The 25,406-nt window shown below is 38.3% G+C and carries 22 protein-coding genes and 1 tRNA gene; all 23 read left to right on the top strand.

Features of this window, described 5'->3' with window-relative positions; genetic code table 11:
- Positions 1-119 precede the first annotated feature (119 nt).
- The 23 genes from topA to SMSK564_RS06780 all read left to right on the top strand — a co-directional run bounded on the left by topA (position 120) and on the right by SMSK564_RS06780 (position 25,387).
- Positions 120-2,207: a type I DNA topoisomerase gene (gene topA, locus SMSK564_RS06870; protein ID WP_000179657.1), complete on the top strand. Its 2,088-nt coding sequence runs from the start codon at positions 120-122 to the stop codon at positions 2,205-2,207.
- A gap of 98 nt (positions 2,208-2,305) precedes the next feature.
- On the top strand, positions 2,306-2,452 hold the full coding sequence (locus tag SMSK564_RS13635; RefSeq protein WP_000693519.1) for a hypothetical protein: 147 nt from the start codon (positions 2,306-2,308) through the stop codon (positions 2,450-2,452).
- 12 nt (positions 2,453-2,464) lie between these two features.
- Positions 2,465-2,824 (top strand): YbaN family protein, encoded by a 360-nt coding sequence (locus SMSK564_RS06865; protein ID WP_001220353.1) that lies wholly within the window; start codon positions 2,465-2,467, stop codon positions 2,822-2,824.
- A 92-nt stretch (positions 2,825-2,916) separates the two neighbouring features.
- Positions 2,917-3,549, top strand: coding sequence for a copper homeostasis protein CutC (locus SMSK564_RS06860; protein WP_000638767.1), 633 nt, complete (start codon positions 2,917-2,919; stop codon positions 3,547-3,549).
- Positions 3,550-3,592: 43 nt separating this feature from the next.
- A complete protein-coding gene (locus tag SMSK564_RS06855) occupies positions 3,593-4,249 on the top strand; it encodes an MmcQ/YjbR family DNA-binding protein (RefSeq protein WP_000461594.1) in 657 nt (218 codons plus the stop codon).
- Positions 4,250-4,562: 313 nt separating this feature from the next.
- Complete coding sequence (locus tag SMSK564_RS06850) at positions 4,563-6,125, top strand: 2-isopropylmalate synthase (RefSeq protein WP_001261092.1); 1,563 nt, start codon at positions 4,563-4,565, stop codon at positions 6,123-6,125.
- Between the two features lie 11 nt (positions 6,126-6,136).
- On the top strand, positions 6,137-7,174 hold the full coding sequence (leuB, locus tag SMSK564_RS06845) for a 3-isopropylmalate dehydrogenase (RefSeq protein WP_000592050.1): 1,038 nt from the start codon (positions 6,137-6,139) through the stop codon (positions 7,172-7,174).
- Positions 7,171-7,440 carry a DUF1294 domain-containing protein gene (locus SMSK564_RS0102270; RefSeq protein WP_000762448.1) on the top strand — a complete coding sequence of 90 codons (270 nt, stop codon included), beginning with the start codon at positions 7,171-7,173 and terminating at the stop codon, positions 7,438-7,440. Before leuB ends, SMSK564_RS0102270 begins: the two co-directional genes overlap by 4 nt.
- Before the next feature lie 3 nt (positions 7,441-7,443).
- Positions 7,444-8,826 (top strand): 3-isopropylmalate dehydratase large subunit, encoded by a 1,383-nt coding sequence (gene leuC / locus SMSK564_RS06840; RefSeq protein ID WP_000907560.1) that lies wholly within the window; start codon positions 7,444-7,446, stop codon positions 8,824-8,826.
- A gap of 9 nt (positions 8,827-8,835) precedes the next feature.
- A complete protein-coding gene (gene leuD, locus SMSK564_RS06835; RefSeq protein ID WP_000410642.1) occupies positions 8,836-9,429 on the top strand; it encodes a 3-isopropylmalate dehydratase small subunit in 594 nt (197 codons plus the stop codon).
- A gap of 27 nt (positions 9,430-9,456) precedes the next feature.
- On the top strand, positions 9,457-10,236 hold the full coding sequence (locus SMSK564_RS06830; protein ID WP_000160496.1) for an L-threonylcarbamoyladenylate synthase: 780 nt from the start codon (positions 9,457-9,459) through the stop codon (positions 10,234-10,236).
- 211 nt (positions 10,237-10,447) lie between these two features.
- Positions 10,448-12,397 carry an McrB family protein gene (locus tag SMSK564_RS06825; RefSeq protein WP_000253879.1) on the top strand — a complete coding sequence of 650 codons (1,950 nt, stop codon included), beginning with the start codon at positions 10,448-10,450 and terminating at the stop codon, positions 12,395-12,397.
- The gene (locus SMSK564_RS0102260; RefSeq protein ID WP_001177513.1) at positions 12,384-13,691 is read left to right on the top strand and encodes an McrC family protein; all 1,308 of its coding nucleotides are present in this window, start codon (positions 12,384-12,386) and stop codon (positions 13,689-13,691) included. Before SMSK564_RS06825 ends, SMSK564_RS0102260 begins: the two co-directional genes overlap by 14 nt.
- A gap of 173 nt (positions 13,692-13,864) precedes the next feature.
- A complete protein-coding gene (locus tag SMSK564_RS06820) occupies positions 13,865-14,851 on the top strand; it encodes a GMP reductase (RefSeq protein ID WP_000931173.1) in 987 nt (328 codons plus the stop codon).
- A gap of 66 nt (positions 14,852-14,917) precedes the next feature.
- A tRNA-Arg gene (locus SMSK564_RS0102255) sits at positions 14,918-14,989 on the top strand.
- A gap of 183 nt (positions 14,990-15,172) precedes the next feature.
- Positions 15,173-15,871: a ribonuclease III gene (rnc, locus tag SMSK564_RS06815; RefSeq protein ID WP_000661487.1), complete on the top strand. Its 699-nt coding sequence runs from the start codon at positions 15,173-15,175 to the stop codon at positions 15,869-15,871.
- Entirely contained in the window at positions 15,862-19,401 is a 3,540-nt protein-coding gene (gene smc, locus SMSK564_RS06810; RefSeq protein WP_000280951.1) for a chromosome segregation protein SMC, read from the top strand. Before rnc ends, smc begins: the two co-directional genes overlap by 10 nt.
- A 142-nt stretch (positions 19,402-19,543) precedes the next feature.
- Positions 19,544-20,341, top strand: coding sequence for a hypothetical protein (locus tag SMSK564_RS06805; protein ID WP_000410458.1), 798 nt, complete (start codon positions 19,544-19,546; stop codon positions 20,339-20,341).
- 3 nt (positions 20,342-20,344) lie between these two features.
- On the top strand, positions 20,345-22,327 hold the full coding sequence (locus SMSK564_RS06800; protein ID WP_000760348.1) for a PEP/pyruvate-binding domain-containing protein: 1,983 nt from the start codon (positions 20,345-20,347) through the stop codon (positions 22,325-22,327).
- Positions 22,328-22,449: 122 nt separating this feature from the next.
- Complete coding sequence (locus tag SMSK564_RS06795) at positions 22,450-23,250, top strand: hypothetical protein (RefSeq protein WP_000734059.1); 801 nt, start codon at positions 22,450-22,452, stop codon at positions 23,248-23,250.
- Positions 23,219-24,133, top strand: a complete 915-nt coding sequence (locus SMSK564_RS06790) for a DNA-3-methyladenine glycosylase family protein (RefSeq protein ID WP_000855624.1) — start codon at positions 23,219-23,221, stop codon at positions 24,131-24,133. Before SMSK564_RS06795 ends, SMSK564_RS06790 begins: the two co-directional genes overlap by 32 nt.
- A gap of 1 nt (position 24,134) precedes the next feature.
- On the top strand, positions 24,135-24,596 hold the full coding sequence (locus tag SMSK564_RS06785) for an NUDIX hydrolase (RefSeq protein ID WP_000584689.1): 462 nt from the start codon (positions 24,135-24,137) through the stop codon (positions 24,594-24,596).
- Positions 24,593-25,387, top strand: a complete 795-nt coding sequence (locus SMSK564_RS06780) for an ABC transporter permease (protein ID WP_000599441.1) — start codon at positions 24,593-24,595, stop codon at positions 25,385-25,387. Before SMSK564_RS06785 ends, SMSK564_RS06780 begins: the two co-directional genes overlap by 4 nt.
- The last annotated feature ends 19 nt before the right edge of the window (positions 25,388-25,406 follow it).

Genomic DNA, 25,406 nt, shown 5'->3' with positions numbered 1-25,406 from the left:
AAGAAGAAAGTCCGCTTACTAGACAAACTTTTCTTCTATATATTGGAGCTAAGTCTTGACAGTTATGGCAAAATGGTTTACACTTTATAAAGTTTATTACTTTGAAAAGGTGTGATACTGTGGCTACGGCAACAAAAAAGAAAAAATCAACAGTTAAAAAAAATCTAGTCATCGTGGAGTCGCCTGCTAAGGCTAAGACGATTGAAAAATATCTAGGCAGAAACTACAAGGTTTTAGCCAGTGTCGGGCATATCCGTGATTTGAAGAAATCCAGTATGTCCGTCGATATTGAAAATAATTATGAACCGCAATATATCAATATCCGAGGAAAAGGTCCTCTTATCAATGACTTGAAAAAAGAAGCCAAAAAAGCTAATAAAGTCTTTCTGGCAAGTGACCCGGACCGTGAAGGAGAAGCGATTTCTTGGCATTTGGCCCACATTCTCAACTTGGATGAAAATGATGCCAACCGTGTGGTCTTCAATGAAATCACCAAAGATGCTGTCAAAAATGCTTTTAAAGAACCTCGCAAGATTGATATGGACTTGGTTGATGCCCAACAGGCTCGTCGTGTCCTAGACCGCTTGGTAGGCTATTCGATTTCGCCTATTTTGTGGAAGAAGGTCAAGAAAGGCTTATCAGCAGGTCGCGTTCAGTCTATTGCGCTTAAGTTAATCATTGATCGTGAGAATGAAATCAATGCCTTCCAGCCAGAAGAATACTGGACAATTGATGCTGTTTTTAAAAAGGGAACCAAGCAATTTCAGGCTTCCTTCTATGGAGTAGATGGTAAAAAGATGAAACTGACTAGCAATGATGAGGTCAAGGAAGTCTTGTCTCGTCTGACTAGCAAAGATTTTTCAGTGGATCAGGTGGATAAGAAAGAGCGTAAACGCAATGCTCCATTACCCTATACCACTTCATCTATGCAGATGGATGCGGCTAATAAAATCAATTTCCGTACTCGAAAGACCATGATGGTTGCCCAACAGCTCTATGAGGGGATTAATATCGGTTCTGGTGTCCAAGGTTTGATTACCTATATGCGTACCGATTCAACTCGTATCAGTCCAGTGGCGCAAAATGAGGCAGCAAGCTTCATTACAGACCGTTTTGGTAGCAAGTATTCTAAGCATGGTAGCAAGGTGAAAAATGCATCAGGTGCTCAGGATGCCCATGAGGCTATTCGTCCGTCAAGTGTCTTTAATACACCGGAAAGCATCGCTAAGTATCTGGACAAGGATCAGCTCAAGCTTTATACCCTTATCTGGAATCGTTTTGTGGCGAGCCAGATGACAGCTGCTGTCTTTGATACCATGGCTGTTAAATTGTCTCAAAATGGGGTTCAATTTGCTGCTAATGGTAGTCAGGTTAAGTTTGATGGTTATCTTGCTATTTATAATGATTCTGATAAGAATAAGATGTTACCAGATATGGCTGTTGGAGATGTGGTTAAGCAGGTGAATAGCAAACCAGAGCAACATTTCACTCAACCGCCTGCTCGTTATTCTGAAGCGACATTGATTAAGACCTTGGAGGAAAATGGGGTTGGACGTCCGTCAACCTACGCACCGACCATTGAAACTATTCAGAAACGTTATTATGTTCGCCTTGCAGCCAAACGCTTTGAACCGACAGAGTTGGGAGAAATTGTTAACAAGCTCATCGTTGAATATTTCCCAGATATCGTAAACGTGACCTTCACAGCTGAAATGGAAGGAAAACTGGATGATGTCGAAGTCGGAAAAGAGCAGTGGCAACGTGTTATAGATGCCTTTTACAAACCATTCTCTAAAGAAGTCGCCAAGGCTGAAGAAGAAATGGAAAAAATCCAGATCAAGGATGAACCAGCTGGATTTGACTGTGAAGTGTGTGGCAGTCCAATGGTCATTAAACTTGGTCGTTTTGGTAAGTTCTACGCTTGTAGCAATTTCCCAGATTGCCGTCATACCCAAGCAATCGTGAAAGAAATCGGCGTAGAGTGTCCAAGCTGTCATCAGGGACAAATCATTGAGCGTAAAACAAAACGTAACCGCCTTTTCTATGGTTGCAATCGCTATCCAGACTGTGAATTTACCTCTTGGGATAAGCCTGTTGGTCGTGACTGTCCAAAATGTGGCAACTTCCTCATGGAGAAAAAAGTCCGTGGTGGTGGCAAGCAGGTTGTTTGTAGCAAGGGTGATTACGAAGAAGAAAAGATTAAATAAGAGGAGAGCCCTGAAAGTTAATTTCAGGCTCTTTTTGGTTGGAGCTTGACAAAATTCATCATTTTATGCGAAACTAGAAGAAGATTATTTTATACTCAATGAAAATCAAAGAGCAAACTAGGAAACTAACCGCAGGTTGCTCAAAGCACTGCTTTGAGGTTGCAGATAAGACTGACGAAGTCAGGAACCATACCTACGTCAAGGCGACGTTGACGCAGTTTGAAGAGATTTTCGAAGAGTATTAACTAGGAGAAGTTATGCGTATTATTTATCTTATTATTGGTTTTTTATCACTAGCCTTGGCTATTGTTGGGGTTGTTTTACCTTTGTTGCCGACAACGCCTTTCCTTTTGTTGTCTATTGCTTGTTTCTCCAGAAGTTCCAAGCGCTTCGAAGATTGGTTGTATCATACCAAGCTCTATCAAGCATATGTAGCTGATTTTCGCGAGACTAGATCTATTGCGCGTGAACGTAAGAAAAAAATCATCGTTTCTATCTACATCTTGATGGGAATTTCTATTTATTTTGCCCCTCTTTTACCGGTCAAAATCGGTCTAGGAGCCTTGACCATCTTTATTACCTATTATCTCTTCAAGGTCATTCCAGACAAAGAATAGTTAAAATAGTAGTTATTTCCCTTGATAAAAATGAAAGCAAATTCACAACAATATGATATAATAAATTCAAAGTAATACTCAAGGAGAATTAAATGATTTACGAATTTTGTGCTGAAAATGTGACCTTGCTTGAAAAAGCGATGGAGGATGGAGCTCGTCGAATTGAACTTTGTGACAATCTAGCAGTTGGTGGGACAACTCCCAGCTATGGAGTAACCAAGGCAGCGGTTGAATTGGCAGCTAACTACGATACGACCATCATGACCATGATTCGTCCACGTGGTGGCGACTTTGTCTATAATGAACTAGAAATTGCAATTATGTTAGAAGACATTCGGTTGGCTACTCAGGCTGGAAGTCAAGGAGTTGTATTTGGAGCCTTAACTGCTGATAAGAAGTTGGATAAACCTAATCTTGAAAAGTTAATTACTGCATCAAAAGGAATGGAAATTGTCTTTCACATGGCCTTTGATGAATTGAGTGATGAAGACCAGTTGGAAGCTATTGACTGGCTTAGCCAAGCCGGTGTCACCCGTATCCTAACTCGTGCTGGTGTGTCTGGTGACTCCTTAGAAAAACGTTTTGCTCACTATCACAGAATTTTGGAGCATGCTAAAGGTAAGATTGAAATTCTACCAGGTGGGGGGATTGACCTTGACAACCGTCAAACCTTTATCGACCAGCTGGGTGTAGCACAATTGCATGGTACTAAGGTTGTCTTTTAAAAAATAGAAAGGAACTGCTAGCTTTGGGTAGCAGTTTTCACTTATGTTTGAAATTTTTAAATCCTATCAGTTTAATCAAGAAAAGGCTCGTGCCTATGGTTTTGTAGAAAATAGTGGAGTCTGGACCTATAGTTGCCAGATTTTGCAGGGTGACTTTGTCATGACTGTGTCCATCACTGCTGATAATGTGAGTTTTCAAGTCTTTGACCAGGAAACCGGTGACCTCTATCCACAAGTCCATATGGAAAGCTTTAAAGGAAGTTTTGTTGCAAGTGTCCGTGAAGCTTGTCTGGAGATTCTTTACCAGATTCGGAAGGCTTGTTTTGAGGTACAGGATTTTATCTGTCCTCAGACTAAGCGAATCATGGCTCAGGTTCAGGAAAAGTATGCTAACCAGTTGGAGTATCTGTGGGAGAAATCGCCTGATACGGCAGTGTTAAGACATGAAGGCAATCAAAAGTGGTATGCTGTTTTGATGAGAATCTCTTGGGATAAGCTGGAAAAGGGGAGAGAAGGATTAGTGGAAGCAGTCAACCTCAAACATGATCAAGTAGCTGACTTGCTTTTAAAAAAGGGCATTTATCCAGCCTTTCATATGAACAAACGCTACTGGATTAGTGTGGCTTTTGATGATACGTTTTCAGATGAAGAGGTGCTAGAATTGATAGAGAAAAGTTGGAGCTTAACCTCTAAAAAATGAAATATTTCAAGGGTTTTCAAGAACTTTCAATTAGCTAAATATTCTATACTGAAGAAATTTTCAGAAAATATTGGATTTTTTCTTGACAAGTAGTTTTGTCTATGCTAAAATACTAAACAAGATATCAAACGAAGGAGAAAGTCAAACATGAAAACAGCTAAGTTTAATCAATTTGCTTTGTTGTTGAGGTACTCGGGCTAGTGCAAAAAGCATTAGTCCTGTTTGGCTTACCAAGCGGGAGTGAATCAACATCTCGCTTGGGATTCCGAGCGAGATGTTTTTTTACAATCAAATTTGGAAAAGGGGAAATCGCATGAGAACAGTTGAATTTTTAGATACCAGTCTTCGGGATGGAGAGCAGACACCAGGTGTTAACTTTTCAATCAAGGAAAAAATTGCCATTGCAAGGCAGCTAGAGAAATGGGGTGTTTCAGCCATCGAAGCTGGTTTTCCAGCTGCTAGTCCAGACTCATTCACAGCAGTGCAGGAGATTGCCAAGGTCTTGAAGAAAACGGCGGTGACTGGTTTGGCACGTTCTGTCAAGTCTGATATCGATGCTTGTTATGAAGCCCTCAAGGATGCCAAGTATCCACAGGTTCACGTCTTTATAGCTACCAGTCCGATTCACCGCAAGTATAAGCTCAATAAGAGCAAAGAAGAAATTTTGGAAGCTATTAGAGAGCATGTTTCCTATGCACGTTCTAAGTTTGAAGTGGTTGAATTTTCTCCTGAAGATGCGACCAGAACGGAGTTGGATTTCCTCTTGCAAGTTGTTCAGACAGCAGTAGATGCAGGGGCTACTTATATCAATATCCCTGACACGGTAGGTTTTACCACACCAGAGGAATATGGTAGTATCTTCAAATACTTGATTGAGAATGTTAAAACGGATCGTCAGATTATTTACTCGCCTCACTGTCACGATGACCTCGGAATGGCAGTGGCTAATAGCCTTGCTGCCGTCAAGAATGGTGCAGGACGAGTCGAAGGAACTATCAACGGAATAGGTGAAAGAGCTGGGAATGCTGCTTTGGAAGAAATTGCAGTAGCCCTTAACATTCGCCAAGATTACTACCAAGCAGAGATCAGCATTGTTCTAAACGAAACGATTAATACTTCTGAAATGGTTTCTCGCTTCTCTGGTATTCCAGTTTCTAAAAACAAGGCTGTGGTTGGTGGCAATGCCTTCTCTCACGAATCTGGTATTCACCAAGACGGAGTCCTTAAAAATCCTCTTACTTATGAGATCATCACTCCTGAATTGGTCGGTGTTAAGAGTAATAGCCTTCCGCTTGGAAAATTGTCTGGTCGCCATGCCTTTGTTGAAAAACTAAGAGAATTAGCACTAGACTTTACAGAAGAGGATATCCAGTCACTCTTTGCTAAATTCAAGATACTGGCAGATAAGAAACAAGAAATCACAGATGCCGATATTCGTGCGCTGGTAGCTGGAACCATGGTTGAAAATCCAGAAGGTTTCCATTTTGATGATTTACAACTTCAAACTCATGAAGATAATGACATTGAAGCTCTCGTTAGCTTAGCCAATATGGATGGTGAGAAGGTCGAATTTAATGCGACAGGGCAAGGTTCTGTTGAGGCTATCTTCAATGCTATCGACAAGTTCTTCAATCAATCTGTTCGCTTGCTATCCTACACTATTGATGCGGTGACAGATGGAATCGATGCCCAAGCTCGGGTCTTGGTCACTGTTGAAAACAGAGATACAGAAACCATCTTTAACGCAGCAGGTCTTGATTTTGATGTGTTGAAGGCTTCGGCTATTGCCTACATCAATGCCAATACCTTTGTTCAAAAAGAGAATGCTGGTGAGATGGGACGTAGCGTTTCCTATCGCGATATGCCTAGTGTGTAAAGGAGAATGCTATGATAAAGAAAATAGTAGCTCTAGCAGGGGATGGAATCGGCCCAGAAATCATGGAGGCTGGTTTAGAAGTTCTGGAGTCTCTAGCTAAAAAAACAGGTTTTGATTATGAAATAGACAGACGACCTTTTGGAGGTGCAGGTATTGATGCAGCGGGTCATCCCTTACCAGCTGAAACCCTCAAGGCAAGTAGAGAAGCAGATGCCATTCTCCTAGCGGCTATCGGGAGTCCTCAGTATGATGGGGCAGTGGTTCGGCCTGAACAAGGCTTGCTGGCTCTACGTAAGGAACTCAATCTCTATGCCAATATTCGCCCAGTAAAAATTTTTGATAGTCTCAAGCATTTGTCACCTCTCAAACCGGAACGAATTGCTGGTGTAGACTTTGTTGTGGTACGTGAGTTGACAGGCGGAATCTATTTCGGAGATCATATCCTTGAAGAGCGTAAAGCGCGTGATATTAACGACTATAGTTATGAGGAAGTGGAGCGAATTATTCGTAAAGCCTTTGAAATTGCAAGAGGAAGGAGAAAGTTAGTTACTAGCATCGATAAGCAAAATGTTCTAGCTACCTCAAAACTCTGGCGGAAAGTGGCTGAGGAAGTCGCGCAGGATTTTCCAGATGTGTCCTTGGAACACCAGTTGGTGGACTCAGCTGCCATGCTCATGATTACCAATCCTGCTAAGTTTGATGTTATCGTGACGGAGAATCTTTTTGGTGATATTCTCTCGGATGAGTCGAGTGTTCTATCTGGTACACTTGGGGTCATGCCATCAGCTAGTCATTCTGAAAATGGCCCAAGTCTCTATGAACCCATTCACGGTTCAGCACCAGATATAGCAGGTCAAGGAATTGCCAATCCCATTTCCATGATTTTATCAGTGGCCATGATGTTGAGAGATAGCTTTGGATGTTATGAAGATGCGGAGCGTATCGAGCGTGCTGTTGAGGCAAGTTTGGCGGCTGGTATTTTAACGAGAGATATAGGAGGTCAGGCTTCGACCAAGGAAATGACAGAAGCCATTATTGCAAGGTTATGAAGTTAGACGAAAAAATGACTCTAGTTCTCTTGATGTGGAATGTCATCATTTTCTTGATTTATGGCATTGACAAATTCAAGGCAAGGAGAAGAACTTGGCGCATCCCAGAGAAAATCTTACTCATTTTAGCCTTTACTTGTGGTGGTTTTGGTGCTTGGTTAGCAGGAATCACTTTTCATCACAAGACTAGAAAATGGTACTTTAAAACGGTTTGGTTTCTGGGGATGGTGGCCACACTAGTAGTCTTATATGTTATTTGGAGGTAATGGATGGCAGGAAAATCGATTTTTGATAAATTATGGGACCGTCATGTCATCACAGGAGAAGAGGGTCAGCCCCAACTCATGTATGTGGACCAGCACTATATTCACGAAGTGACCAGTCCACAGGCTTTTCAAGGATTGCGAGACGCAGGTCGCAGATTAAGACGACCAGACTTGACATTTGGAACCTTTGACCACAACGTCCCAACTGTCAATATCTACGATATTCGAGATGTCATTTCCAAGGCTCAAATTGATAAGCTGGCTGAAAATGTTGAGGAGTTTGGAATTGAGCATGCGGCTCACGGTTCTGAAAAACAGGGAATCGTGCACATGGTGGGTCCAGAGACAGGACGGACCCAACCGGGGAAATTCATAGTATGCGGAGATAGCCATACAGCAACCCACGGAGCTTTCGGAGCAATCGCCTTTGGAATTGGGACCAGTGAGGTGGAGCATGTTTTTGCTACACAGACCCTCTGGCAGGTCAAACCCAAGAAAATGCTGGTGGAATTCACAGGAATTCCTCAAAAGGGAGTTTATTCTAAGGATTATATTCTCTCCTTAATTGCTAAATACGGTGTTGCCTGTGGTGTTGGTTATGTCGTGGAATATCGTGGACAAGCTATTGATGGATTGAGCATGGAAGAGCGAATGACCATCTGCAATATGTCCATCGAGTTTGGCTCTAAGATGGGAATCATGAACCCAGATCAGACGACTTATGACTATCTCAAGGGACGCGAATGTGTTCCAGAGGACTTTGAAGAGGCTGTGGCGGATTGGAAGACCCTTGTCAGTGATGATGATGCCGTTTACGATAAGGTTATCCGGATGGATGTCTCAGACTTGGCTCCCATGGTGACCTGGGGGACCAATCCTGCTATGGGTGTTGACTTTGACAGTAGTTTCCCAGAAATTAAGGATATGAATGATGAGCGGGCTTACAATTACATGGACTTGGCACCAGGTCAAAAGCCAGCGGATATTGAACTAGGCTATATCTTTATCGGCTCTTGTACCAATGCTCGTCTCAGCGATTTGCAACTGGCTGCGCGATTTGTTAAAGGGAAGAAAATAGCCCCTAATCTAACAGCTATCGTAGTTCCAGGATCTCGTCCTGTCAAACGAGCTGCGGAGAAATTGGGCTTGGATAAAGTTTTCCTAGATGCTGGTTTTGAGTGGAGAGACCCAGGTTGCTCAATGTGCCTAGGGATGAATCCTGATAAGGTGCCTGATGGTGTCCACTGCGCCTCAACCAGCAACCGCAACTTTGAAGACAGACAAGGCTTTGGTGCTAAGACACATCTCTGTAGTCCAGCCATGGCAGCAGCAGCGGCTATCGCAGGGCGCTTTGTAGATGTTCGGCAAATGCCAGAAGCCCAGTAAGGAGAGGATATGGAGAAATTTACAGTTTATACAGGAACGACCGTTCCTCTCATGAATGATAACATCGACACCGACCAAATCCTACCCAAGCAGTTTCTCAAGTTAATTGATAAAAAAGGCTTTGGTAAGTACCTTATGTATGCTTGGCGTTATCTGGACGATAACTACACTGAGGATCCTGATTTTGTCTTTAACCGACCTGAATACCGCAAGGCTAGTATTCTCATCTCAGGGGATAACTTTGGGGCAGGGTCTTCGAGGGAACACGCTGCTTGGGCTCTAGCGGACTATGGTTTTAAGGTCGTGATTGCAGGGTCTTTCGGTGATATTCATTACAATAATGAACTCAATAATGGCATGTTGCCTATTGTACAGCCTAGAGAGGTTAGAGAGAAACTAGCCCAGCTACAACCGACTGACCAGGTAACTGTGGACTTGGAACAACAAAAAATCATCTCACCAGTTGGAGAATTCACGTTTGAAATCGATAGCGAGTGGAAACACAAGCTCTTAAATGGTTTAGATGATATCGGTATTACCTTGCAGTATGAGGATTTGATTGCTGCCTATGAAAAACAACGACCAGCCTACTGGCAGGATTAGAAGAAAATTAGAAAAGGAAATAGAACTATGACAAAACACATTCAATGGAAGGGAACACTTTCACAAGAAGGCTATGACATTTTAAAAGGTGAGGGCGGTTGTATCGTTTGCCCTACTAAAGTTGGCTACATTATCATGACTAGTGACAAGGCAGGTCTTGAACGTAAGTTTGAAGCCAAAGAACGTAACCGTAACAAACCAGGTGTGGTTCTCTGTGGTAGCATGGATGAGCTTCGCGCTTTAGCACAACTCAACCCAGAAATTGAAGCCTTTTACCAAAAACATTGGGACGAAGACATTCTTCTTGGTTGTATCCTTCCTTGGAAACCAGAAGCTTTTGAAAAACTCAAAGCATACGGTGATGGCCGTGAAGAACTTATGACTGACGTGCGTGGTACTAGCTGTTTCGTTATCAAATTTGGGAAAGCTGGTGAACAATTGGCTGCCAAACTTTGGGAAGAGGGCAAGATGGTCTACGCCTCATCTGCAAACCCATCTGGAAAAGGAAACCGAGGTAAGGTAGAAGGTATCGGAGAACGCATCGAAGGGGCAGTGGACCTTGTCATCGAGGCAGACGACTATGTAGCATCAATCCAACCTGACAAAACGATTGAAACTCGCTACGAGCAAGGTGTGATGGTCTCTATGGTCGATAAAGACGGCAAACTCATCCCAGAACAAGGAGGGGCACGCTCAACTTCACCAGCTCCAGTTGTAATCCGCAAAGGGCTTGACATTGATAAGATTATGATGCATCTGTCAGACACCTTTAACTCATGGGACTACCGCCAAGGCGAGTATTATTAAGATAAAAAATAAGTCTAGTGTTAAGAGTGAATATCCCACTCTACACTAGGCTTTTTCTTTAGAAATTCTTTTCTTTTTTTGATAGATATGATATGCTAGATGTAGAATATATTAATAGAATGTAGTTTCTGCAAAGTAAAATATCTTACTTTGAACGAAACAAATATAATTTAAGTCTAACAATAAATTTTTAATAAGCAAGGAAAACACAATGGTTTCAAAACAAACTTTCATTGACAGGATAAAAAAAGAATTCCCAGATGCAATTGAAAATCAAACAAAAAGTTATATTTCTTTTCAGGTTAAAAATAGGAAAGGGAAGTTACAAAATTTTATAGAGATTAATTTTCAAAATAAAGGAATAAAGATTGCCGTTCTCTCTAAGAGTCTTCATAATTCAGATATTTTGTTGTTTAATAAGAAGCCTGATTCATTCGGTTGGACACTTGATGCTGAGTATTTTATTGAGGATGAAAATTCATTAGACGAGATTTTACCTTTTATAAATAAATCTTATGAGTTTGTAAAAACTGGAACTAACTCAGAGTGTTATAAAGTCTTCAGAGAATTTTTGTCTAAATTTGTGAATCAATCAAATATCTATAATTCGAAAGATATAGAAATGAAACGTTCTCAAAAATTAGATGGAGCTGAACATATTTATCCTGCTCTAACCATCGAAGGTATTCCATACAAAGTTGAAATGCTTAACACAGGTCATTTTGGTCCAAGGAGTGGTAATGGATATATTAAATCACCTTATTTTGGTTATCGATTGAGTGACATTGATAACTCATGGATAAATATAAGATGTGGTTTTCAGAGATTTAAACTCACAGAATTTAAAATAGTAAAATGGTACAGTAATAATCAAGATGAAGATTTAGGTTATAAATACCTTGTCAAAGATTTAGAATTGGAATCAACCGCGGAACCTAATGATATTTTAAAAGAGTTTTACGACAATTTTACTAGTTTCTATGTGAAAAAAGAGAAAAAAGATGTAAACATGTTAGAAAATATTAACAAATATAAAAATATTTTATTGCAATCCAAAAACCTCATTCTCCGTGGTGCACCTGGTACAGGAAAAACTTATCTTGCTAAAGAAATAGCGGCAGAGCTAACGGGTGGTAATGAAGATCAAATTGGCTTTGTACAATTTCACCCTTCCTATGATTATACAGATTTTGTGGAGGGGTTGAGACCAGTATCAAATGGGGATGGAGCTATTGAGTTTAAATTACAAGATGGTATTTTTAAAGAGTTTTGCCAGAAGGCAAAAGAAGCTCAGAAGACTGGAGGTCAAGATAATTTTGAAGAAACGTGGGCTAAGCTAACGGATGCTATCAATGAAAAGCAAGGACAATATTTCTTCCCTCGTAGTTCGGTTCCAGCCAGTTTAAATAGTCAAGGGAATGTGAAGTTTGATTCTCCTGTTGCTACCAAAGAAAAAGTGTATCTTTTGTACAAGGGTGAGGAAACTAAGTTAAAGTACGAAACTTATCAAAAAATCGTTTTAGATCACATGAAAGAAAGTTATGGCTTATGTGATTATGTGTCTCCAACGATCAACACAGATAAGAAATTCGTTTTCATCATCGATGAAATCAACCGTGGTGAGATTTCTAAGATTTTTGGGGAGCTCTTTTTCTCTATCGACCCTGGCTATCGTGGTAGAGATGGGGAAGTTTCTACCCAATATGCCAATCTACACGAAAGTGATGACAAGTTTTATATTCCTGAGAATGTCTATATTATAGGAACCATGAATGATATTGACCGATCAGTGGATACATTTGATTTTGCTATGCGTCGTCGTTTCCGTTTTGTTGAAGTTACTGCTGAAAGCCAACTATACATCCTTGATGAAAAACTAGGTGAGCATGCTGAAGAAGCTAAAACTCGACTAAGGAACTTGAATGTTGCTATCGAAAATGTTCAGGAGCTAAACAGTCATTATCATATCGGACCAAGTTATTTCCGTAATTTAAAAGAATTGGATTATGATTATGAATTACTCTGGTCTGATTATCTCAAACCACTTTTGGAAGATTACTTACGTGGTTCTTATGAAGAAGACGAAATACTGAATACTTTGAAAAAAGCATATGATTTGAGAAATCAGCAAGATATTGGTGATGACGATGCAGTTAACTGACAATCAACAGGCCTTAAACAAAGAAGAGTTTATCACAGAATATCCTAAAATTAGTCAAGTTCTTTTAGATAGAACTCTAGATAATCTTTCTCAAGAAGATAGTATCTTTATATTTCCAAACGACCTGAAAAATTCTCCTGATTTGGATAAGGACCAAAAGATTTTGGAAACAGTCAATCAGAAAATTAAGACAGGGAATGTGATTGGATTTCTGGGGTGTGGTCAGGAGAGATTAACCATTTCTTCTCGCTTTTCGAGTAAAAGTGATGACTATTTTTTGCATTATCTATTGCAGAAAGTTCTAAATATCAATCTCACTAGTTTGGATGTTGTTTTATCGCGCGAGGAAAGACTCTATCAGCTTTTAATCTACCTCTTTCCAAAGTATTTGGAAGCTGCTATGCGAAAGGGACTTTATAAGGAATACCAGAGGTTTTCCCATAATGATAGTCATATCAAGGGAGTGATTGATGTAGTAAATCATCTCAAGAAAAATCTTCCTTTCACAGGTAATATTGCTTATACTACAAGAGAATTTACTTATGACAATCCGATGATGCAGCTGATTCGTCATACTATCGAGTACATTAAAAATCAAAAATCTCTAGGAAGAGGCATCATTTATACTAATCGTGAAAATATTACAGAAATAATTCGTGTAACACCTTCGTATAAACAAGCTGATCGTGCTAAGATTATAAGACTAAATCAAACAAAACCTCTTCGTCATGCCTACTTTCGAGAGTACAGAAAATTGCAAGAACTTTGTCTGATGATATTAAACAGAGAAAAGCACGGTTTTGGATATCAAGAGCAAAAAATTCATGGCATTCTCTTTGATGTTGCTTGGCTTTGGGAAGAATATGTTCATACCTTGTTGCCAAAAGATTTCATACATCCTAGAAATAAGGATAAGACGGACGGTATTTCAGTATTTTCTAATCGTGAAAGAAAAGTATATCCAGATTTTTATCATAAAGAGTTAAAAATCGTCTTAGATACTAAATATAAAAAACTGGAATTGACTGAAAAGGGAATCAACCGTGAGGACTTATTCCAGCTGATTTCCTATTCTTATATTTTGAAAGCTGAGAAGGCTGGTCTTGTTTTTCCGAGCAAGGACAAGGTTGTTGATAATGAGATAGGAAAGCTAGCAGGTTATGGAGCTTTGTTAAAGAAATGGTCTATCCAAATTCCTCAGAAGTCTTCATCCTATAGTGAATTTTGTGAAATGATGGAAAACTCCGAAGAAATTTTTAAAAATAATATTACTAAAGAAGTAGGGAGAAAATAATCTCTCCTCTTTTTATTGTTATTTATACAGCAAAATCCGAACATTATATTTTAATTTATAAAATTATTTGACAAAAACTGTACTTTGATTTATAATTAATTAAGGATACGCCGGAAAAGGCGTAGTGATGCGCAAGCATAGGTAGGTCATTACAAAAGAAACGAGACATCGATATGTTAAATGAATTTCCAATTTTTGATTACGAAGATATTCAATTGATTCCAAATAAATGTGTGATTAAAAGCCGTGCAGAAGCAGATACAAGTGTCACTCTAGGAAATCACACCTTTAAACTACCTGTTGTGCCAGCTAATATGCAGACGATTTTGGATGAAAATGTAGCAGAGCAACTGGCTAAAGGGGGTTACTTCTACATTATGCATCGTTTTGATGAGGCAGGACGCATTCCTTTTATTAAACGCATGCACGATCAAGGGCTCATTGCTTCCATTTCTGTCGGTGTTAAGGACTATGAATATGAGTTTGTTAGCCAGCTCAAGGCTGACGCTCCAGAATACATCACGATTGACATTGCTCATGGTCATGCGGATAGCGTGATTTCTATGATTCAACACATAAAGAAAGAATTGCCAGATACCTTTGTCATTGCTGGAAATGTAGGAACACCAGAAGCGGTGCGCGAATTGGAAAATGCTGGTGCGGATGCTACTAAAGTCGGAATCGGTCCTGGTAAGGTTTGTATTACCAAGGTTAAGACTGGTTTTGGTACAGGTGGTTGGCAGTTGGCTGCTCTACGCTGGTGTGCTAAGGCTGCACGTAAACCGATTATCGCTGATGGAGGGATTCGCACTCACGGTGATATTGCTAAGTCTATCCGTTTCGGTGCCAGCATGGTTATGATTGGTTCCCTCTTTGCAGGACACATCGAAAGTCCAGGGAAAACGATTGAAGTCGATGGTGAACAGTTCAAAGAATATTATGGTTCAGCCTCACAATATCAAAAAGGTGCTTACAAAAATGTGGAAGGCAAACGTATCTTGCTTCCTGCCAAAGGTCATCTGCAAGACACTTTAACTGAGATGGAACAAGACCTTCAAAGTGCTATTTCTTATGCAGGTGGACGTCAGGTTGCTGACCTTAAACACGTTGATTATGTTATCGTGAAAAACTCAATCTGGAATGGGGATGCTTCCCACTAAGATGGGCTATCCGTCTAGAAAAAAACTTGTTATTAGAGCAAATTTCTGTTATAATAAAACAAGTTTCCACCCTTAGTGTAATGGATATCACGTAAGATTCCGGTTCTTGAGATGGGGGTTCGATTCCCTCAGGGTGGATGTAAACATCCTAAAAAAGCCTTTAATAGGGCTTTTTTCTTTACACAGCCCTAAATTGGCCCTTAAAATTGAAAATCTCTTTTTAAAGAATTCCCAAATGCTTTCCAGTCCCGTTTTAAAGTGACTCAGGGGGCTTTTTTTGATATAATAAAAAGGACTGTTATCAGTTAGAAAGAGGTTGGTATGAAAGAATTACAAACTGTACTAAAGAACCATTTTGCAATCGAATTTGCAGACAAAAATTTACTGGAAACTGCCTTTACTCATACGAGTTATGCCAATGAGCACCGCCTCTTAAAAATTTCACACAATGAGCGCTTGGAATTTTTAGGAGACGCTGTTCTACAGTTATTGATTTCAGAATATCTGTATAAAAAATATCCTAAAAAGCCTGAGGGGGACTTGTCTAAACTCCGTGCCATGATTGTCCGCGAGGAGAGTTTGGCTGGTTTTGCGCGTGATTGCCAGTTTGATCAATTTATCAAGCTGGGTAAGGGGGAAGAAAAGTCTGGTGGACGAAATCGTGACACCATTCTTGGTGATGCCTTTGAAGCCTTTCTTGGTGCCCTCCTTTTGGACAAGGATGTGGCCAAGGTCAAGGAATTTATCTATCAAGTCATGATTCCAAAAGTAGAAGCTGGCGAATTTGAGATGATTACAGACTACAAAACCCATCTCCAAGAGTTACTTCAGGTCAATGGAGATGTGGCTATTCGTTATCAGGTGATTTCTGAAACGGGTCCTGCCCATGATAAGGTCTTTGATGTAGAGGTTCTTGTTGAAGGCAAGAGCATTGGTCAAGGTCAAGGTCGTTCTAAGAAATTAGCAGAGCAAGAAGCTGCCAAAAATGCCGTTGAGAAAGGGCTGGATTCATGTATTTAAAGGAAATCGAAATTCAGGGATTCAAGTCTTTTGCTGACAAGACCAAGGTCGTTTTTGACCAAGGTGTGACGGCAGTTGTTGGACCCAATGGATCTGGAAAGTCGAATATTACAGAAAGTCTGCGTTGGGCTTTGGGGGAGTCAAGTGTTAAGAGTCTCCGTGGGGGCAAGATGCCGGACGTCATTTTTGCTGGAACAGAAAGTCGCAAACCGCTCAATTATGCTTCTGTAGTTGTGACTTTGGATAATCATGACGGATTTATCAAGGACGCTGGTCAAGAAATCAGGGTAGAACGCCATATCTATCGTAGCGGAGATAGCGAATACAAGATTGACGGTAAGAAAGTCCGTCTGCGTGATATTCATGATCTTTTCTTGGATACAGGTTTGGGACGAGATTCCTTCTCCATCATTTCCCAAGGGAAGGTTGAGGAGATTTTCAACTCCAAGCCTGAGGAACGCAGAGCTATTTTTGAAGAAGCTGCTGGAGTTTTAAAATACAAAACTCGCAGAAAAGAAACTGAGAGTAAACTGCAGCAAACTCAGGATAATCTGGATCGTCTAGAAGATATTATCTACGAGTTGGATAATCAAATCAAGCCTCTTGAGAAGCAAGCTGAAAATACCCGTAAGTTTCTAGATTTGGAAGGTAAACGCAAGGCTATTTACTTGGATGTCCTTGTTGCTCAAATCAAGGAAAATAAGGCTGAACTAGACTCGACAGCAGAAGAGTTGGCACAGGTTCAGGAACTCTTAACTAGCTATTACCAAAAGCGTGAAAAATTAGAAGAAGAAAACCAAACTCTTAAAAAGCAACGCCAAGATTTACAAGCTGAAATGACCAAAGATCAGGGCAGTTTGATGGACTTGGCTAGTCTGATTAGTGATTTAGAGAGAAAATTAGCCCTATCGAAATTAGAATTTGAGCAAGTAGCCCTGAATCAACAGGAAGCACAAGCTCGTTTGGCTGCTTTGGAGGATAAGAGAAATTTACTAAGTCAAGAAAAATCTGATAAAGAAAGCTCTTTAACTCTGTTAGAGGAAAATCTAGTCAAAAATAATCAAAAACTCAATCGTTTAGAAGCTGAATTGCTAGCTTTTTCAGATGATCCTGATCAGATGATTGAGCTTTTGCGTGAACGCTTTGTGGCGCTTTTACAAGAAGAAGCTGATGTCTCAAACCAGCTGACCCGTATCGAAAACGAGTTGGAAAATAGTCGTCAGCTTTCTCAAAAACAAGCAGATCAACTAGAAAAGCTGAAAGAACAGCTGACTACAGCTAAAGAGAAGGCTAGTCAGCAAAAAGAAGAGCTTGAAACTGCCAAGGAGCAGGTTCAAAAATTATTGGCCGATTATCAAGCTATTGCCAAGGAGCAAGAGGAGCAGAAAGCTTCCTATCAAGCTCAACAAAGTCAACTATTTGACCGTCTGGATAATCTCAAAAACAAGCAGGCCAGAGCTCAGAGTTTGGAAAATATTCTGAGAAATCATAGTAACTTTTATGCAGGTGTTAAGAGTGTTCTCCAAGAAAAAGATCGCCTTGGTGGGATTATTGGTGCAGTCAGTGAGCACCTGACTTTTGATGTGCATTATCAAACTGCCCTAGAGATTGCGCTTGGAGCCAGCAGCCAGCATATCATCGTAGAAGATGAAGAGTCGGCAACCAAAGCCATTGATTTCCTTAAACGAAACAGAGCCGGTCGTGCAACCTTCCTTCCATTGACAACGATCAAGGCGCGTACGATTTCTAGCCAGAATCAAGATGCTATCGCTGCAAGCCCAGGTTTTCTTGGGATGGCAGATGAGTTGGTGTCGTTTGATAAGAGACTAGAAGCCATTTTCAAAAACTTGCTAGCCACGACAGCGATTTTTGATACCGTAGAACATGCGCGTGCAGCAGCGCGCCAGGTTCGTTATCAGGTTCGTATGGTGACATTGGATGGTACAGAGTTGCGCACAGGTGGTTCTTATGCAGGTGGTGCCAATCGCCAGAATAATAGTATCTTCATCAAGCCAGAACTGGAGCAATTACAAAAAGAAATTGCTGAAGAAGAAGCAAGCTTGCGTAAAGATGAAGAGAGTTTGAAGACCTTGCAAGAGGAGGTGGCTAGACTGACAGAAAGATTAGAAGCCATCAAATCTCAGGGTGAGCAGGCTCGTATTCAGGAGCAGGGCTTATCCCTCGCTTATCAGCAGACCAGTCAGCTAGTTGAGGAACTAGAAACTCTTTGGAAACTCCAAGAAGAGGAATTAAATCGTCTTTCTGACGGAGATTGGCAAGCAGATAAGGAAAAATGCCAAGAGCGTCTTGCTACCATTGCCAGTGACAAGCAAAATCTGGAAACTGAGATTGAAGAAATTAAGTCTAACAAAAATGCTATCCAAGAACGCTATCAAAACTTGCAGGAAGAGGTAGCGCAAGCTCGCTTGCTTAAGACAGAACTGCAAGGACAAAAACGTTATGGAGTTGCAGATATTGAACGTTTAGGCAAGGAATTGGACAATTTAGATATCGAGCAAGAGGAAATTCAGCGCCTTCTTCAAGAAAAGGTTGACAATCTTGAGAAAGTTGATACGGATTTACTCAGTCAGCAGGCCGAAGAAGCTAAAACTCAGAAAACAAACCTCCAACAAGGTTTAATTCGCAAGCAGTTTGAGTTGGATGATATTGAAGGTCAACTGGATGATATTGCTAGTCATTTGGATCAGGCTCGCCAGCAGAATGAAGAGTGGATTCGCAAGCAAACACGTGCTGAAGCTAAGAAAGAAAAGGTCAGCGAGCGCTTACGCCATTTACAAAGTCAATTAACAGACCAGTATCAGATTAGCTATACTGAAGCACTAGAAAAGGCACATGAATTGAAAAACCTCAATCTGGCAGAGCAAGAGGTGCAGGAATTAGAGAAGGCTATTCGCTCACTGGGTCCTGTCAATTTGGATGCTATTGACCAGTACGAAGAAGTCCACAACCGTTTGGATTTCCTAAATAGCCAGCGAGATGATATTTTGTCAGCGAAAAATCTGCTTCTTGAAACCATCACAGAGATGAATGATGAGGTAAAGGAACGCTTTAAATCAACGTTTGAAGCTATTCGTGAGTCCTTTAAAGTGACCTTCAAACAGATGTTTGGCGGAGGTCAAGCGGACCTCATTTTGACTGAAGGAGACCTGCTGACAGCTGGGGTTGAGATTTCTGTTCAACCTCCAGGTAAGAAAATCCAGTCTCTTAACCTCATGAGTGGTGGTGAAAAAGCCTTATCAGCTCTTGCTTTGCTTTTCTCCATTATTCGTGTCAAGACCATTCCTTTTGTCATCTTGGATGAGGTAGAAGCTGCGCTGGACGAAGCTAATGTTAAGCGTTTTGGGGATTACCTCAACCGCTTTGACAAGGACAGCCAGTTCATCGTCGTAACCCACCGTAAGGGAACCATGGCAGCGGCTGATTCTATCTATGGAGTGACCATGCAAGAGTCAGGTGTCTCAAAAATTGTTTCGGTTAAGTTAAAAGATTTAGAAAGTATTGAAGGATGACAATTAAACTAGTAGCAACAGAAATCGGGATAAGGAAATTGATACAATATTTAATTTTTATCTAAACCATGAAATAAGAGCTGCAGTTGAAGATATTCTGAAAATAGTTTATTATAAAGATATAAAAAAGCGGGGTATTGTAATGGAAAAGTTTAAAAAATTGAAGAGATCTAACTATATAAGTGGTAAATTTTATTCTGATAGAGATGATTATATAGAGTATATTTCCAAGAAATATAATATTCCTAAAAACGAGGTTTTGGAGAATGACGAGTTAGTTATCGAGTTAACACAAAATTGGTTTAAGCAAGGTCAAGTTGGCTGTGGATTTGCGCAATATATGGCAGGTGATGCTGATAAATTCGGTTGGCGTTTTATTGTTGAGAAAGAATCTGAGTACACTAAATCTTCAATAAGTAAGCTATATGGTAGAATTAATGAACATTTGCAAGCTTCAGGAGATGAGGTACTATCAATATTATTTCCAAATATTGATTCTGATGTTAGATTTGCAGAGTTAATTCAGTCACTAGTAGAGTACACTCCATTTTTTATTGAAAATACTCAAGAATATTCTGAGGAATTAATATTACTTTCACTCAGACTGGATATCTCGGGTAATAAAAATAACTCATGGATAATGGCACTGGGACCGTTTAGTAATTTTCCAGCAACTAGGCAATGTCCAATTACACAAATCGTAATAAGGTTAAAGGTTAAAGATACTGGACGCATGTATCATAAGGCTAAAAATGTTAGTGATGCTCACAATGCTGATATGCCAGTAGATATGATAGAACCAAGGAAGCAAGATGCTTTATGGGAGCTTTCTTTTAAAAATACAGAGCGAGTTTTAGGACATAAGCCAGATAATTTATCTGCGGCAAAATATACATGTCCTATTCCAAAGAAGATTTATAAAAATTTATTTAAAGGGTAATCTATGAAAAAATACTTAATTAATTTAAATGGTGCAAATAATATAACTAAAAAGACGATAGGTAATAAGGCCTATTATGTAAATTTATTAGAAAAAATAAAAGTCAAAACCCCACATTCTTACGCCATTTCTTCAGAGTTTTTAATGGATTTAATAGGGAGTGATTTCTTTGATGTTAATAGTGATTCTACAAATTTGGGAAATTTACTACAGAAGAAATTAATAGATTCAAAGTATAATCCACTTTGGAATGATTTATTCAATGAGATTGAAGATGCTTATGGTGTTAATAAAAGGATTGCAATTCGAAGTACCTCATTAAATGAAGATAATACTGATACAGCAAGTGCGGGTAATTACACTACAGTGTTAAATGTCAAAATGAATCATTTTGACATAGTTAGTGGAGTAATGAGAGTATTCGAGTCTTATATAAAATACAAATATACATGGAAAGAAAAACATGTCATATTTCCGGTATTAATTCAAGAGTATATTGACTTAAAATACAATGGGGTGGCATTCTCTAGAAACCCGTTAACTATGGAAAATGAATTTATACTAGAGATAGGAAAAAGTAATAAATCTGTTGTTAATGGAGAAATTAACTATGTTTCGATATATAGCATAGATAACGAGCAAGTGGAAGAGACGCAAGAAGAAAAGCAATTTAAAGAAGATAATGAATATAAAGATAAGATTCAGGAGTTAATTTATGAAGTTGAAGAATTAGCTGGATTTAGTAAGACAGGAGTAGATTTAGAATGGGGACTTAGTCAAGATGGTCAATTATTTGTATTTCAAATACGAGCAATCACAACGAAACCTTTATTTTTTGAAAGAGCTCAAAAGGAGAAGTGCTTTTTCATCGATTTAGATTCAGACGAAGTGCATAAAATGGGGTTCCCGAAATTTCAAAAGGGGCTGATTTCTAAGCAATGGAAGAAGCGACATTGGATGAAACAAATCCTCCGTAATGCAGGTATCAACAGAGATTATAGACTTGGATTCTTAGTATTTGATAAAGTTAGAGCAAGTGAGGTTACAATTCAGAGTGAGATTGATAGGATATTTTCAAGTCAAGAATTATTACTTATATTTGAGACTCAGGATGGGAAAAAACAAAATAAGATAATAAATAGAAGTGAATTTAGCACTTCAATAGATTCAATTGCTATGTTGGGTGGGATTAGCATAGTTTGGGTAACTGAATTTCATAAACCAATTTTGTCTGGCTATTCTAAAATATTAAACCAGAACATTATAATAGAATACATTGTAGGTGATTTGATTGGCTTGAAGAATGAAGTGATAAATTATATGTCTGAGGTTATTCTTTCTGTTAATGGGATTAAAATACATGAGTGTATTTCTGAACAGAAAATACAGTATTCTTTTGATCAAACAAACAATTCGGTTAGAGTGGATTATTATGAACCGGTACCAAAAATCTCAAATGAACATTTGAATCAAATACGAGATATAACGACAACCTTAGATATAGAATATAGGGGTGTGGTCGTAGAGTGGGTATTAACTGATAGAGGGGTTTTAGTATATGATATGTCCGACGATAAATCAGTTATCAATGATAACTATCAAACTATTGAAGGGTATCGTGTGATTTCCACTGGATCTTTATCTGGAAATATTATAGAGCTGGATGAGATTTTATTTTCTAAGCTAGCGATGCAAAATAAAACCTTAGTTAGCGTTGTACCTAGTGTAAACGAAATGGAAAATGTTGAGAATAACTCTATATTGAAAGAATTAGAAATGAAAATATCAACAGTTTCCAATCCTATATTGCTAGCACCTTATCCAGATATAAGTTTATTTCCTTTATTAAATAAAGTATCGGGATTTATTTTTAAATCAGGCTCCGTGTTAGGTCATTTGAGTATTCATTTGCGTGAAAGAAAAGTACCAGCAATTATCTTAGATGAAAGAAAGATAGCAAAAGATACGATAGATTTAATTATTTAATGTCAGACAATAAGCTCACATTAGTAATACATCTGATTATAAGTGGATTATACGAGTACGAAAGATAATATTAACTCATATTGCTGATATTAATTAACGTAGTAAATTGGAGAACAAAAAGGATGAAAAAGCTGATATATACTTCTTACGATGGTGATAACATCCATTTAATTGAACTTTTTATAAGTTTTGTATTAAATACTGGCAATATTCCTGTCAATCCAACTAACAATTTGGGTTACTATTTGTCAACTACTTATTATGAGAATAATAAGTTTGAATGTGTCAAAGATTGTGTATCTCTTGAGCTAATTTGTGATGAGCTTTGGATTTTTTCTGATAATGAAAATCACCAATTACCTGAAGGTGTGATATTTGAATTTTTAGAATGGAAAGCTAATAAGGGCTCTAATGTGAAGATTATCCCGATTGATATAGTTAAAAAATTTTTTTCAGGGGAATGGGTTTTATCGCTTAATGAATTTGACTACTCATGTGACGAAGTATACAAACTATTAAATAGGGAAAAATGCAAAGAATTGGAACAGACAATTTTTCTTACAAATCAATTGAGGAGTGTCCTACTATTAGACTTGGATGACAAATATTTTAAATATGCTGATTGGGTAAAACAAAAGGCATTTGAAGAGGGGTATGTACCTTTAATCACATGTGTGACTGTGCCAGTATATAAGTTAATCGAATGTCAGATATTTGAACCCGCAGATAAGTATTATAGCATAATAAGGAATAAAGTTAAGTATTTTAGACAAGTCGTTGAGTATGATGAAAGGGAGTGTACTCATAGATATGAAAGTGTATGGACATTACAATATTGTAGCGTCCCTAAATATGTGAGCAAGAACTGGGCTATGACAGAGATAGAAAATAATGAAAACAATGAAAACAATAAAAAAAGTTAGAGTAACTAATTATTCTTTGAGTAAATCACTGGACTGTCTTGAGAGGATGGGGAAATTATTCCCAATTGTGAGAATTGATGACAGTGCTTGTAGAATTTTTATTAGAAATAATGATACTAATTATTTATTTGAAGTCTCACAATGTGGTAATGATTTTCAAGTCACTATGCTATTAGGTGAACTAAGTGATAGTGAGACTCAGCAGATGTTTAACAAAGTATTTAGTATTTTTGATTTACATAATAATAATTATAATAAAATAGATGCTTATGCTTACGGAACAGTAGACTCCACAATATTGTTTAAATCATTAAAGGGACTCCGAATCATAAAGGATACAAACATCTTGAATTGTATAATACGAACGATTATTAGCCAACAAGTTAGTTTGAAGGCTGCCTCAAATATAGTTAGAAGATTTATTGAGTATTATGGAGATAGCATAGAATTCGAAGGAACTCACTACTTTCAATTTCCTACAGCTGAATTCATTGCTACAAGTTTAACCGTTACTCAACTAAGGGAAATTGGAATTCCCTTAACACGTGCAGACGCTATCATTAGTTTAGCTATTAAAGTACGCAAAATGGAGAAACCTTTAGATGATTATTCATATAGTGAATTGAAAGATATTGTGATCTGTATCAAAGGTATAGGTAAATGGACAGTTGAAATGTTAGGTTTGTTTTATTTTACAGCCCCGGATATTGTACCAGTTGCTGATCTAGGCTTGCATCGGGCTATTGAATATCTATATAATTTACCTGAAAGAAGTATATCCAAAATAAATGTGAATAGTGTAACAAACAATTGGAGTGGTAATAAATCTTTGCAGGTTTATTATATTTGGGAATATTGGATGTTAAACAAAGAGGAAAATTGATTTGATAATTTTGGAAGACGGAAACTTTAAATTGACAGTTTCAATAATTATAAAGAGTGGGGATGAGGTGCTTCTTCAGTTACGTGATCAGACGGGCTATATGGACGGATATTGGGATTTAGGTGTCAGTGGACATGTTAAAAATCAGGAAGAATTAAGGGATGCAGCAGTTCGAGAAGCTCATGAAGAATTAAATTTGGAAGTTGTTCCAGAAAAATTGAAATTCATTACGATGATACAAAATGTTAGAGATAATTATATTTATACTTATTTTCTTTATGATCTCCCAATTGATGGAGAAATTAAATATCGTATAAACGAGCCTAATCAAATAAAAGGTTTATTTTGGTCCAAGCTTTATAGTTTACCTAAAAATATACTTCCACAAAACAAAGTAGCCATAGAAAGCTACTTACACAATATTTATTATGAAAAGATCTATTATGAAGGAGGAGACAGATGATTCTAGCTGTAATTAAACGAAATTGGCAAATGTACAAGAGATACTTTCCAATTACTTTATTTTTGAATAGAATCTTAGATGCATTTTTTCAACTAATAGTATTTTGGTTGATAGCTAATTATATGTTTACTAATCAATCAAAGATTGGCTCTGGTTATTTTATTAAAGACTACTTCACCTACGCTGCTATAGGAATGATATTTTATAATGTGTCTGTAGCGGTTCTAATGAATGTTGGTAGGTCGCTAATTACAGAAGTCAAAGAAGGTACTCTAGAAAGTTTACTAATAACACCTTATAAAGTTAGAAAATATTACTTTGGGGTTTTTATCGAACAATTGGGACGAACTTGTATAGAATGTATGTGTACAATCCTTCTTGCTTTGATGTTAGGGGCGGAAATTTTAAGTATATCTCCTGTTGTATGGATATTAGGAACTGTGTATGTTTCGCTTATTTCGTTTTGTATGGGAGTGTTACTTTCTAATATTATGCTGTGGTTGCGAGACACATTTCTTAGTCAAAATACACTCTTTGTAGTAATATTTTTATTATCAGGTATAACATTTCCAAGACATATATTGCCAATACCATTGAGCTTTATTGGTGAACTTATTCCATTGACTCATGCACTAGAATTTATCCGTATGCTTATGACTTCTAACTATACTTATAACGACATATTTAATGTGGTTTTAAAAGGTTTGATAGGGGCAGTAATATATTATCTTGTTGGTTTATTTTACTACAAGAAAGTGGAGCAGAAAGTTATTGGATACATCTCATATTAAAAAATAAGGGGAGATAAAA

Origin of the sequence: Streptococcus mitis SK564, from assembly GCF_000148525.1 — a bacterium.
GTDB classification, from domain to species: Bacteria; Bacillota; Bacilli; order Lactobacillales; family Streptococcaceae; genus Streptococcus; species Streptococcus mitis_H.
This window is presented reverse-complemented; position numbering and strand designations above follow the sequence as displayed.